Consider the following 11,868-nt stretch of genomic DNA (forward strand, 5'->3'; position numbering starts at 1 on the left):
GCACCCCGTGAAGATTGTCGCAGCCGACGTCATCGTCTCCAGCCCCGACCGCAACTTCGTCACCCTGAAGATCACCACCGACGACGGCGTCACCGGCCTGGGCGACGGCACTCTCAACGGGCGGGAGCTGTCCGTCGTCTCCTACCTGCGCGACCACGTGGTCCCGCTGCTGATCGGGCGGGATCCGCACCGCATCGAGGACACCTGGCAGTTTCTGTACCGCTCGGCGTACTGGCGGCGCGGGCCGGTGACCATGGCCGCCATCGCGGCGGTGGACGTCGCCCTCTGGGACATCAAGGCCAAGGCCGCCGGCATGCCGCTGTACCAGCTGCTGGGGGGCGCGTCCCGCACCGGGATCATGGCGTACGGGCACGCCTCCGGCCGGGACCTGCCGGAGCTGTTCGACTCCATCCGCACGCACCTCGCACTCGGCTACCGGTCGATCCGCGTGCAGACCTCCGTGCCCGGCATCAACGCCGTGTACGGCGTCGCCGCGCAGCCCAACGCCGACGGCAGGCGCTACGACTACGAACCGGCGCAGCGCACTCCGCTGCCGGCCGAGGAGGACTGGGACACCCGCGCGTACCTGCGCCACCTGCCGGGCGTGTTCGAGGCGGTGCGCAACGAGTTCGGCCCGGAGCTGCCGCTGCTGCACGACGGCCACCACCGGATGACCCCGATCCAGGCCGCCAGGCTCGGCAAGGCCCTCGAACCGTACGACCTGTTCTGGCTGGAGGACTGCACCCCGGCGGAGAACCAGGAGGCGCTGCGGCTGGTCCGCCAGCACACCACCACCCCGCTGGCCATCGGCGAGGTCTTCAACACCGTGTGGGACTACCAGACGCTCATCCGCGAACAGCTGATCGACTACGTCCGGTCCGCCGTCACCCACACCGGCGGCATCACCGCCATGCGCAAGCTGCTCGACTTCGCCGCTCAGTACCAGATCAAGTCCGGCATCCACGGCCCGACCGACATCTCACCGGTCGGCATGGCCGCCGCGCTCCACCTCGACCTGGCCATCCACAACTTCGGCATCCAGGAGTACATGCCGCACGGGCGGCTCACCAACGAGGTGTTCCGGCAGTCGTTCACCTTCGCCGACGGCTACCTGCACCCGGGAGACCAGCCGGGCATCGGGGTCGAACTCGACGAGCAGGCCGCCGCCCGGTTCCCGTACGTCGCCGCCTACCTGCCCTTCAACCGTCTCAAGGACGGCACGGTCCATGACTGGTGAGCATCCCGCGGCCGCCGGCGGCGGGCGACCCACCCGGCACGTCGTCGTGATGGGCGTGTCCGGCGCCGGCAAGACAACCGTGGCCAGGGAGATCAGCAGCCTGACCGGGCTGACGTTCGCCGAGGCGGACGAGTTCCACCCGGCGTCGAATGTGGCCCGGATGCGCGCCGGTGTGCCGCTGGACGACGCCGCGCGGTGGCCCTGGCTGCGCGACCTCGCCCGCTGGATGGCCGACCGTGCCGCCGAGGGCGTGTCGACGGTGCTTGCCTGCTCGGCGCTGAAGCGGTCGTACCGGGACGTGCTGCGCCAGGGCCCACCGGCGGTGGACTTCGTCCACCTCGACGGGCCTGCGGAGGTCATCCGGGACCGGATGGCCCGCCGGGCGGGGCACTACATGCCGGCGAGCCTGCTGGAGTCGCAGCTCGCCACACTCGAACGGCACCAGCCCGACGAGTCGGTGCTGGTGCTCGACGTCTCGCTCACCCCGGAGCAGCTCGCCGCGGCCGCGATCGACCGGCTCGGCCTGGCCAGGGTGACGCCGGCGGCCACGGTCGGCCGGGTGGCCGACCGGGACGGACGGCGCTGAGGCTCACGCCGGTCACCCGCGCCCGCGCTTCCCGTCGTACCGGCCGGCCGAGTCGGTGAGGTCCCAGAACTCCGCCGGGAGGTGAGTGACGACGTCGTCGTACGCCCCCGGCGGGATGGCCTCGCGGAGCGTGTCGAAGACCGCGCGCACCCCGGCCTTCGCCGTGTCCCCGTCGACCTCGGCCCGGCCGCTGACCAGCTGGACGAACGTGTCGAGCCCGAAGCGCTCCGCCTTCTCCCGCGGCGCGAACGCGTAGGCCCGCAGTTCGTCGGGGAGCTGGGCGGAAAGGTCCCGCGCCTCGCCTCCCTCGATCCGCTCGGCGAGGGTGGTCAGGGTGGCACGCGTGATGGCGGTCGCCTGCTCGGACGATGTGCGCAGGCGATCCGCCACCGAGCCGATGAACTCGTTGTTGTCCACCTTCGGGCCTTTCTCTGCGACGGACAGCGGCGTCTACCCGGCGTGCCGGCACCGCAAACGGCGGCGCGCGCCGGCAGCGGGAGCGGGCCGCCTCTTCGCCGCTTTGCGTGCCGTGCGGCACCAGCCCGCCCCGCGGCCCGGGTACGCCCACCGGCCAGCGGAATGTCGGGTTCGGGTGCCGGCTGTCGGCGTGCCGTCGTCACCGCGTACGCCCCGAAGCGACAGCTTCCCGACACCCTCGGTCCGCCGGGTCGCACCTGCATTCACGGACGGATCAGCGCGGCCTGCACCCGGGCCCGCACGGCCTTGTTCCGCACCGTCGCGGACAGCCGGGTCAGGACCCGCGCCGGCGTCTCGCCGTCACGCCCGGCCAGCAGCGGCACGGCCGCGACGGCCGTGCGCCGGGCGCACGGGGACCCCGGGGCGTCCCGCGGCGCCGCCGCCGCGGTCGCCGTCACCCGCCCCAGCAGCTTCGTGGCCGCCTCACCGGGGTCCCGCGACAGCGCCCACACGAGGCCGCGCAGCAGGAGGTCGGTGTCGTCGTGCACCGACCATTGGTGGGCGGCGAACCCGGCCAGGAGTGCCCGGACCGCGTCGCGGCCGCCCTCGGCGGCCGCGAGGTGCGTGTCGAGGCGGCGTAGCCAGGCCGCCGGCGCGGCCGGTTTCGCCAGTGTGGCGCAGTGCGTGAGCCGCTCCGCACGCCCGCGGCGAGCAGGTCGCCGAGGTGGGCGCGGGCCAGCGGGCCGAACTCGTCGCCGTCGTGCAGCAGCCAGGACGGCAGCCGGCGACCGGTGGACCGGTCGACCGCCTCGGCGAGCAGCTGGATCGCGCGGCGGCGCACCTCGACCGGGACAACGTGGTCCTGGCTGAGCGCGCTGAGCAGGGCGGAGAGGGCCGGCACCAGGTCGGCGTCGTGGCGGCCCGGTGCAGGGCCAGCGCGGCCCGGCGCCGCTGCGCGGCCGGCCAGGCCACGACGGCGGCCCACTTGGGCACGCTGGTCACCGACGTGCTCCAGTGGTAGGTGTCGGCGACCGCCCGGAGCACGTCGGTGATCCGGGCGTCGGCATCGGTGGGGCCGACCTCCACCCGTCGCCGCTCCGCCGCGGTCAGCACCGGCAGCAGCGTCGTCCAGCCACCCTGGCCGGCGTCGGGTTCGAGCGGCTCGACCCCTGCCGTCAGGGACTCCGGGTCCACCGTATTCATACCGGTGTGCTCCTCGCCTCGACGGGAGCGGCATCATGACATGACGCCCCGACGAACTCGCCCCAGGCGCCGGCATCCGGCACGCAGGTCAACGGTCGACGGTGTCGGCGGGGGCCATCACGCGCAGCGCGTTGGCGTCGAGGTCGATGCGGACCGGGGTCCACCCGCGCAGCTCGCCGTCCACCTCGACCCGCGCCGGCCGGTTGGTCTCCAGCCGTAGGCCACCGACGGCGAGGAACGGCTCGTCCGTGACGCTGCGCCGGTGGCCGGTCGCCGCGTTGCGCGCGGTATCCCGCAGCAGGCCGCGCCGGGTCGGCCCGCCGACCGGGTAGGCGACCAGCAGCCCGTCGTCGGCGTCGGTGTCGGCGGTGATCGGCCGGCCGGCGTGAAAGCCGCCGTTGGCCACGTACAGCTGGTGGGTGACGAACTCGTGCGCGACGCCGCCGGCGCGGACGGTCGCGCGCAGCGGGTGGTGCCGGGCGAGCAGGGCCAGGGCGGTGACCGGGTACGCGAGCCGCCCGGTGAGGCGCTTCAGCCGGGGCGGTGTGCGGAGCATGATGTCGGCGGACAGGCCGACGCCGACGTGGTTGGTGAACGGCACCCCGTCGGCGAGCCCGAGGTCGACGTCGACCACCTTGCCGTCGGTGAGCACCTCGACGGCCCGGTCGAGGTCGAGGGGGATGCCGACGGTCCGGGCGAAGTTGTTGGTGGTGCCCAGCGGCAGCAGGCCGAGCGCCACGTCCCGGTGGGCGAGCAGCCGCGCGGCGGCGCTGAGCGTGCCGTCGCCGCCGCCGGCGACCAGCAGGTCCGGCCCGAGGCCGCCGGCCTCGGTGAGGGTCTGCTCCAACTGGTCCGGCCGGTCGACCGGGTAGGTGCCGAGCAGGTGGAACCCGGCTGCGGCCAGCCGGGACCGGGCGCGTTCGTAGAGCCGGCGACCCCGGCGGGAGTGGGCGTTGACGACGAGTGCCGCCCGCCGGTCCCGCCGGATGGCCGCGCCCAGCTCCTGCTTGCTCCGCATGAGCCCCGACCCTAGTGGCCGAGGGGGCCGGGCCGGCATTGTCGTGGCACACGGGCCGGTCCCCGGTGCCGCCCGGCGCGGCACCCAGGGGTTCCCTCCTACGTCCAGAACTCATACTGCAACGCTGTGTGGTTGTACCGCAACGGGCGGCAGGGTGGCTTGTGGACGGCGCGGGCGGCGGGACGAACGGAGGCGCACCGGTCGGGCCGGTCGGGTGCCGCCCCGGGCGAGCGGCCGGGGGTGGGCCACCTCAGCGACACGAAGGAGGAATCGTGCCAGACACGCCCAAGCCCGATCCGAAGTCGACCACGCCCGTGCTCTGGGCGTTCGTCGCCGGCCCGGTACCGCCGGTCGTCCGGGGCCGATCGGCCCCTTCGTCCCACCGTTGCGGAGGCCCGGACGGGCGGGCACCCTCGCCTGCCCGCCCCGCCGAGCGGACGCGGTGTGCCACCGCCCGGACTCGTCCTGGCGGCTGCCGTGAGCCTGGTCGTCGGGCGGGTCATCCGCGCCCGGTAACCCGCGCGCCGAACGCGACCCGCTCCGATTCGGCAGGTTGAGCAACCCCAGGCCGACCACGGACTCGACCACAGCGGCCAGGCACGGGCCCGGCGGCCGGGTTCGCCGTGGCACCCCGCGGCGGCGCGGTCATCGGCCGCCCTCGGCCAGCTCGGCGAGCATCCCCTCGCAGCTGCGGACCACGACCTGCGCGCCACGCCGTTGCGGCAGCCGAAGCAGCGGGTCCTCGGCGCGCTCCCGCCACCGCCACTGGGCCTGCGACGCCGCCTCCCAGAGCCGCTGCACGGACGCGTCGTGCTCGACGCCCAGCCGCGCGTCCAGGCCGACCCCGTCACCGCCGACCAGCCGCCGTGCCTCCCGGGCCAGCTCGGCGTCGAAGCCCAGCCCGCCGTCGCGCAGCGCCGCCAGCAGGCGCAACTCCTGGAACTCGTGGGCGCCGGCGAGGATCTGCTCGACGGCGCCGAGCAGCTCGCCGCTGCCGTGGGTCGGATCGGCGCGCAGCACCGCCTCGACGGCGGCCAGCGCGGACCGCGCCTTGAGGGTGTCCCGCCGGTCGACGAAGAAGCGGCTCACCAACTCGCGCAGCTCACCCAGTCCGCTGCGCCGGATCAGCTCGGCGGAGAGCGCCACCCGGCTGTCGCAGCCGGTGCGGACCAGGGTGGTGGCCAGCCGGACGCCGAAGAGGCCGAGCCGGTCCAGCAGCGCGGCGCGGGTCCCGCCGGCCACCTCCACCGGCAGTTCGTCACGGACGAAGCGGTCGGCGGAGAGCAGGAACGGCTCCAGCGCGGCACGGGGCACGCGGGCTACCTGCGCCAACGCCCCGAAATCCGACTCGCTGAGCACCCGACCGGCCAGGCCGACCAGCCCGCTGCACGCCACCACGTGCACGCAGAGCGCGGTCACCCGGGGGTCGCGGTGCTGCCGCCGGGCGAGCTGGCGGGCGGTGAGCAGCGCGTCGATGCGACCGCCGCCGGTCTCGTCGACCCGGGACCGCACCACGATCACGTTCACCGGGGCGGCCTGACCCACCGCGCTCTCCCGGCCCGACTCCAGCGCCCGCAGGTCCGAGCCGCGCCCGTCGCGGGTCAGGTACACCACCGCGTCAGCGTCCCGTAACACCCGGTCCATCACCGGCGTCCGGCCGTGCTCGTCGACGCCGGTGATCGCGGGCGTGTCGATCAGGGTCACCTGGCGCAGGGCCCGGGTCGGCCACCGCACCACGATGTCGCGCAGCTCGCCCGCCCGCCAGCCGACGAGATCCACCCGCATTCCGGTCGGCGACTTCCCGATCGCCAGTTCCTGTGGGGGTTGGCTGGTGGAGTAGGCGGTGGCGTGCGGCTGCGCGCCGTCCTCGTACCAGGTGAACGCACCGCTGCCGTCCGCGCCGTCGACCGGCGCGACCTCCTCGCCCATCAGCGCGTTCAGCATGGTCGACTTGCCCGACCGCCAGGGGCCGGCGATCGCGATGCGCAGCGGTTGCTCCAGCCGGGCCAGCTGGCGGCGGAGGTGTCCGGTGGCCCGGGGGTTGTCCCGGTAGAGCTCCAGGGCCTGGTGCAGCAGCCCCCACACCGCCTCGTCCAGTCGGAGGCCGACCGTCATGCCCGCCGCCCCAGCGTCGCCGGGGCGGGCCGTGCGACGGACAACTGCTGGGCCTGCTCGTAGAGCGCCGCCAACCGGGTGATCTTCGCCCGGATCTCGCGCTGGCGCTGGTCACGGACGGCCGCGTCGGTGTCGGCGGCCTGCTTGGCGGTGCGGAACGACTGGACGATGGCCTCCTGCAACTCCTCGGTCAGGACCGTGAAGTGGTCCCGCAGCAGGCGCTGGACCTGCCGGACGGTGTCCCGGCAGTCCTTGTTGACCCGGATGAAGAAGTCGTCGACGTGCCGTTGGATCGCCGTCTTGACCGTCGCCTGCCGGCGGCGGAGCAGCTGCCGGCTCTCGTCGCGGATGCTCTTGCCGCCGAACAGCGCGCCGGCGCCGATCGAGACCGGGTTGATCATCGGCATCCCGGCCAGCGTCATCGCCAGACCGAACATCAGCAGCCCGCCGTAGGAGCCCTTCATGCCGGTGATCACCTTCTGGCTCGCGGTGAACCGGTCGATATTCGGACGTTCCAGCTCCGGCAGCCGGTCGGCCAGGTCCTCCGGGACCGTCATCGACCACGGCGGCAGCACGTCGTAGCCGTACCGGGCGAAGTTGCCGGCCACCCGCCGGGCCGCCCAGTCGCAGCGCTGGACCAACCACTCGTGGTTCGCCTCCGCCGCCTCGGTCAGGCTGCGCGCCAGCCACTCCTGGAAGGTGTCCCAGGCGACCAGCGGGTCGGCCGTGTCGAACGCCTCGTCGACCATCCGCAGGATCTGCCGGGTCCGGTCGCGCAGGTCGTACTCGAGGTCGGAGAGCAGGTCGCCCATCTCGTCGGCGAGGGTGTTCTGCCAGCGGGTGGAACAGCGGCGCAGCTCGTCGACCTCGCGCTGGGCCGCGTGCAGCCGCGAGATCGGACCGGACTGCTCCTCCGCCGCCTGGCTCTCCAACTCGGCGCGCAGCGGCGCGGCGAGTTGCTCCACCACCGTCCGGGCGGTCATCCCCACCGACGCCCGGGCCAGCACGTCGGCCTTGCCGGCCAGGTCCCGCCGTAGCCGGGCGATCAGGGCTGGGAAACCCGACTCGGCGTTGAGCGCGTGGTCGTCGGCGGTGGCCGCCCGCAGCCGCAGCGTCGCCGACACCGGGATCAGGGCCGCGGGAACCGCGGCCTCGGCCAGGTGCCGCCGGTTGCGCTCGGCCACCGCGCGCCAGTCGGGCACCAGGTCGGTCTTGGTCTGCACCACCGCCACGTTCGGATGCGATCGGGTGAGGTGCAGCAGCATGTTCAGTTCGGCCACCGAGAGGTCGCGGGTGGAGTCGGAGACCAGCAGCACGGCGTCCGCCCGGTTCGGCGCGGCGGCGCCGTTGAGCAGGGCCACCTCGTCGGTGCCGGGCGTGTCCACAAGCACCAGGCCAGCGCCGAGCAACGCCCGGGGCAGTCCGATCTCGACGTACGCCGGGCCGCCGCCGGGCAGGCGCCCGTAGCTGCCGGCCACCCCGGCCGCGATCTCGTTTAGCGGCACCGGGGTGCGCTCCACCGTCGCGGTGACGGCGGGGCCGGCGGGCCGGCCCGGAGCCGGCGGCGGCGCCTGGACCACGGTCGCCGCAGCGACGTCGGCGTGCCGCAGCACCGTCGGTAGGACGGTCGTGCTGCCGTCACCCACCGGGCAGACCGGCGCGTTCACGATGGCGTTGATGAGCTGGCTCTTGCCCTGGTTCGGCTCGCCGACGACCAGGACGCGCAGGCTCGGGTCGAGCAGTTGGGCACGCCGCTGACGGACGGCCTGGAGCAGGTCGCCCCGCCCGTGTTCGTGGCACGTGCGGGCGATCTCATCGAGCACGTCCAGCCAGATCCCCGCCATCACCGCACCAAGTGTGCTGATTTCGGCTCAATTATCAAGTGGGTCGGGGTAATCACGGCAAAGGGGCCGGACCGCGGCGGGCGGTCCGGCCCCAGCTCCGACCCGGGACCGTGGTCAGAGCAGTCCGTCGGTGAGGCCGAGCGCGCCGCTGGTGGATGCGGATGCGTCGGCGTCGGCGTTGCCGGAGACACCGCCGCTGACACCGCCGCTGGCGCCGCCGGTGAGGCCGCCGGTGAGGTCGCCGGTGAGGCTGTTGGTGAGGCCGTTGGTGTCGCCGGTGAGGGAGTCGACGGTGCCGGTGACGCCGGAGAGGGTGGTGTCGACCTGGCCGGTGACGCCGCCGAGGGTGTCGTTGACGCCGAGGGAGCCGAGGGTGGCGTCGAGGTGGCCGGTGGTGCCGGCGAGGGGGCCGTTGAGGAGGCCGTCGGGGGTGTTGAGTAGGCCGTTGTTGGTGGTGTCGAGGATGGTGTTGGGGTTGGTGGCGGTGTTGGTGAGGTCGCTGGTGAGGGGGTCGGTGGTGGTGTCGACGGCGCTGACGACGTCGGCGTCGAGGGTGTGGGCGACGTCGTGGACGCCGGTGAGGTCGGTGGTCAGGCCGTTGGGGCCGATGCCGAGGCCGATGCCGGGCAGGACGGTGGCGCTGGCGGTGACGGTGCCGGGGTCGACGGCGATGGCGCCGAGGGCGCCGGCTTTGATGTCGGCGCCGGTGTAGGTGCTGTTGATGCTGATCTGGTGGGTGACCTGCTGGAGTTGGCCGATGACGTCGGTGGTGTCGGTGAGGAGTGGGTCGACGCCGAGGTGGGTGGTGGTGGGGGTTACCGGGGCGAGTCCGTGGACGGGGGCGTAGTCGACGACCAGCGGGACGACGTCCTGTACGTCGGCGGCGGTGATGTCGGTGAGTCCGGCGGCGCGCAGTGCGCCTTCGGGGTCCAGGTCGAACGCCGAACGGGCGTCGGGGTTGGTGAGCAGGTTGAGCACGAAATCGTGCAGGCTCTGCTGGGCATCCACCTGCACCGCCTGCTGCGAGCCGAGGCTCGCGCTGTGCTGCGTGTCCACGTTCACGGTCTGCTGCGTGTCCACGTTCACGGCCTGCTGCGTGTTCACGTTCATGGTCTGCTGCGTGTCCACGTTGATGGTCTGCTGCGTGTTCACATTCGCGGTCTGCTGAGTGTTCGCGTAAATGGTCTGGTTCGTGTCCATGTGGGTATCCCTTCGGCGTGGGCGACCTCGATCGCCGTCAGCGACGGTATGGCTGATGACCGGCATCCGGCATCGGGGATCGGCCCGCAACCTGGCAGCCCGGATTAGGGCGCCCGCCCACTCGTACGTTAGGGGGCCGGGGGGCCTCGGCCGCGCACACCTAGGGTGAATGATCTCTTCTGCGCACCCGTGGTTCGCTGGGCGGCGCCGCTCGGCCGGATTGTCCCGCACCGACGCCCTCCCTGGGTCCCGTTTGCCGTGGCCGGCGCCGGAAACCGGACCGGGAGGTGAGTCGGACGCCGTTCGGAGGGCGGCGCGCGGAAGGAGGCCACAGCATGGCAGGCAGTCAGCAACAACTGGCCGGTAAGCGGGTCGCGATCCTCGCTGCGGACGGGGTCGAGGATGTCGAGTACCGCCAGCCCCGAGCAGGCCGGCGCGGAGGTTCACCTGATATCTCCCGCCTCCGGTGAGATCCAGGCCATGAACAAGGACATCAGCCCGGCGAGCCGATATCCCGTCGACCGTACGGTGGACCAGGCCGATCCGGCCGACTACGACGCCCTGGTGCTGCCCGGCGGGACGGTCAACCCGGACCGGCTGCGGATGGATCCCGCCGCGATGGCCTTCGTCACGGCGTTCTTCAACCAGGACAAGCCGGTAGCCGCGATCTGCCACGGCCCCTGGTCGCTGGTCGAGACCGGCGTGGTCAACGGCCGGACGGTCACCTCGTACCCGAGCCTACGCACCGACATCCGCAACGCCGGGGGGAACTGGGTCGACCAACAGGTCCAGGTCGACAACGGCCTGGTCACCAGCCGCAGCCCCCACGACCTGCCCGCATTCTGCGCGAAGATGATCGAGGAGTTCGCCGAGAGGCGACACGCCCGGCAGATTCGACGGCCTGACAGCAGTGTCCGGCTTCGGTCCGGGACCGGGTCCTGGGCCGAAGCCGGCGCGGCACCCCGACCGGTCCGGGCACCGCGGATCGTTGCCGAACGGGCGTCGACTTCGGGTTGCTAGGCGCTAGTCCGGTCCGCAGCAGGGCTCGGGGACCCTGGCCCGATCCCGAGGCGGCGACGGACTGTCGTCGCCGCCCGGGACCGTGCGGATGCTGTCAGAAGGCGGTGCAGGAGCGCACCTGCGGGCGGGTTCAGTTGCCGTTGGTCATGGTGGTGAAGCCGAAGACGTTGCCCCTGCCGTCGACCTCATGGTCATGACGTTCCCGCTGCTGTCCCAGCTCGGGGTGCCGTTCCAGGCCGCGGAGACCCTCTGCGGGGCGTCACGGCGATGCCGACGGTCCAGGTGCTCGCGCCGCTGACGGTCACCTCGCTGTTGAACCGGTCGCCCCACCGGGTGCCGTCGCGCAGGGTGGCCGTGCAGCTGTCTCCGCCCGGGGGTGGGGTCGTTGGTCCGGTCGTTGGCGGGTTGGAGGGTGGCGTCGTGCCGGTGTTGAAGGCGGCGAGGACCTCGTCGTACGCCGGCTTGCTTGGCACCGCTGCCGGTGAACAGCAGCGGGTTCTGCGAGGCCGCCACGAGTCGCTGTCCCGGATGCCCCAGACGGTGATGCCGGTGCACCGGGAGACGGCGAGGCAGTCCTCGACCACGCTGCGGTACGTCGCCGCCGCCGCGCCCTCGATGTCCAGCTCGGTGATCTGCACGTCGACGCCGAGCGCGGCGAAGCTGGACAGCGTGGTGCGGTAGTTGCTCGGGTACGGCGAACCGCTGTTGAAGTGCGACTGGAAGCCGACGCATTCGATCGGCCCGCCGCGCTGCTTGAAGTCACGGACCATGCCGTACACGGCCTCGGTCTTGGCGTGGCTCCAGTTGTCGGTGTTGTAGTCGTTGTCGCAGAGCTTCGCGCCGGGGTCGGCGGCGCGGGCGGCCCGGAACGCGGCCTCGATTCAGTCGTTGCCGGTGCGCTGGAGGTTGGAGTCGCGGCCGGCGCCGGTGCTGCCGTCGGCGAACGCCTCGTTGACCACGTCAACGCTTTGCGAAAGAAAGAGCAGACCAGAGGCGCGCAGCTGCGGCACCCCGCCGTACCCGTCGACTGTGGGCAATCATCGAAGCCCTCAAGACGCGCGATGTTCCGGAACTATTCCGCAACGATGTTCCTGGCTGTCGGCGTGCCGGCGCTGCCACCGGTGGCGCGCGAGCAGCCGCTGCCCGAGCTTCCCGGCGCCTCCACTGCATGGATACACTTCGACCTATCGATGTCTGATCCCGCGGCACCGCGGCGCGGGTGGTCGGG

11 protein-coding genes and 1 pseudogene are annotated in these 11,868 nt (G+C 72.9%); 4 read left to right on the forward strand and 8 right to left on the reverse strand.

What is annotated here, in order from left to right; translation table 11 throughout:
* Positions 1 to 7 precede the first annotated feature (7 nt).
* Both manD and C1I99_RS08225 read left to right on the forward strand, forming a co-directional pair.
* Entirely contained in the window at positions 8 to 1,237 is a 1,230-nt protein-coding gene (gene manD / locus C1I99_RS08220) for a D-mannonate dehydratase ManD (protein ID WP_111133609.1), read from the forward strand.
* On the forward strand, positions 1,227 to 1,823 hold the full coding sequence (locus C1I99_RS08225; RefSeq protein WP_111133610.1) for a gluconokinase: 597 nt from the start codon (positions 1,227 to 1,229) through the stop codon (positions 1,821 to 1,823). The genes manD and C1I99_RS08225 overlap by 11 nt, the downstream gene beginning before the upstream one ends.
* A gap of 12 nt (positions 1,824 to 1,835) precedes the next feature.
* Here C1I99_RS08225 and C1I99_RS08230 read toward each other — a convergent pair whose 3' ends face one another.
* Positions 1,836 to 2,240: a DUF2267 domain-containing protein gene (locus C1I99_RS08230; protein ID WP_111133611.1), complete on the reverse strand. Its 405-nt coding sequence runs from the start codon at positions 2,238 to 2,240 to the stop codon at positions 1,836 to 1,838.
* A gap of 263 nt (positions 2,241 to 2,503) precedes the next feature.
* Positions 2,504 to 2,788, reverse strand: coding sequence for a hypothetical protein (locus tag C1I99_RS08235; protein ID WP_111133612.1), 285 nt, complete (start codon positions 2,786 to 2,788; stop codon positions 2,504 to 2,506).
* Positions 2,789 to 2,964: 176 nt separating this feature from the next.
* Here C1I99_RS08235 and C1I99_RS08240 point away from each other — a divergent pair, with 176 nt between their 5' ends.
* On the forward strand, positions 2,965 to 3,261 hold the full coding sequence (locus C1I99_RS08240) for a hypothetical protein (RefSeq protein WP_111133613.1): 297 nt from the start codon (positions 2,965 to 2,967) through the stop codon (positions 3,259 to 3,261).
* Positions 3,262 to 3,531: 270 nt separating this feature from the next.
* Here the strand turns inward: C1I99_RS08240 and C1I99_RS08245 are convergent, their stop codons facing one another.
* From C1I99_RS08245 to C1I99_RS08260, 4 genes are all read right to left on the reverse strand, one after another.
* Positions 3,532 to 4,461, reverse strand: a complete 930-nt coding sequence (locus C1I99_RS08245; protein ID WP_111133614.1) for a diacylglycerol/lipid kinase family protein — start codon at positions 4,459 to 4,461, stop codon at positions 3,532 to 3,534.
* Positions 4,462 to 5,106: 645 nt separating this feature from the next.
* Complete coding sequence (locus C1I99_RS08250) at positions 5,107 to 6,576, reverse strand: GTPase domain-containing protein (RefSeq protein WP_111133615.1); 1,470 nt, start codon at positions 6,574 to 6,576, stop codon at positions 5,107 to 5,109.
* The gene (locus C1I99_RS08255) at positions 6,573 to 8,420 is read right to left on the reverse strand and encodes a dynamin family protein (RefSeq protein WP_111133616.1); all 1,848 of its coding nucleotides are present in this window, start codon (positions 8,418 to 8,420) and stop codon (positions 6,573 to 6,575) included. Before C1I99_RS08255 ends, C1I99_RS08250 begins: the two co-directional genes overlap by 4 nt.
* A gap of 114 nt (positions 8,421 to 8,534) precedes the next feature.
* Positions 8,535 to 9,620: an IniB N-terminal domain-containing protein gene (locus tag C1I99_RS08260; protein WP_111133617.1), complete on the reverse strand. Its 1,086-nt coding sequence runs from the start codon at positions 9,618 to 9,620 to the stop codon at positions 8,535 to 8,537.
* 335 nt (positions 9,621 to 9,955) lie between these two features.
* Between C1I99_RS08260 and C1I99_RS08265 the strand changes: the two are divergent.
* Positions 9,956 to 10,493: pseudogene (locus tag C1I99_RS08265) on the forward strand (type 1 glutamine amidotransferase domain-containing protein); the annotation flags it as partial.
* Between the two features lie 338 nt (positions 10,494 to 10,831).
* Here the strand turns inward: C1I99_RS08265 and C1I99_RS08270 are convergent.
* A complete protein-coding gene (locus C1I99_RS08270) occupies positions 10,832 to 11,521 on the reverse strand; it encodes an endo-1,4-beta-xylanase (RefSeq protein WP_438941393.1) in 690 nt (229 codons plus the stop codon).
* Entirely contained in the window at positions 11,522 to 11,677 is a 156-nt protein-coding gene (locus C1I99_RS35180) for a hypothetical protein (protein ID WP_438941392.1), read from the reverse strand.
* Positions 11,678 to 11,868: the final 191 nt, after the last annotated feature.

The organism is Micromonospora deserti (genome assembly GCF_003236335.1).
In the GTDB taxonomy this organism is placed as follows: domain Bacteria; phylum Actinomycetota; class Actinomycetes; order Mycobacteriales; family Micromonosporaceae; genus Micromonospora; species Micromonospora deserti.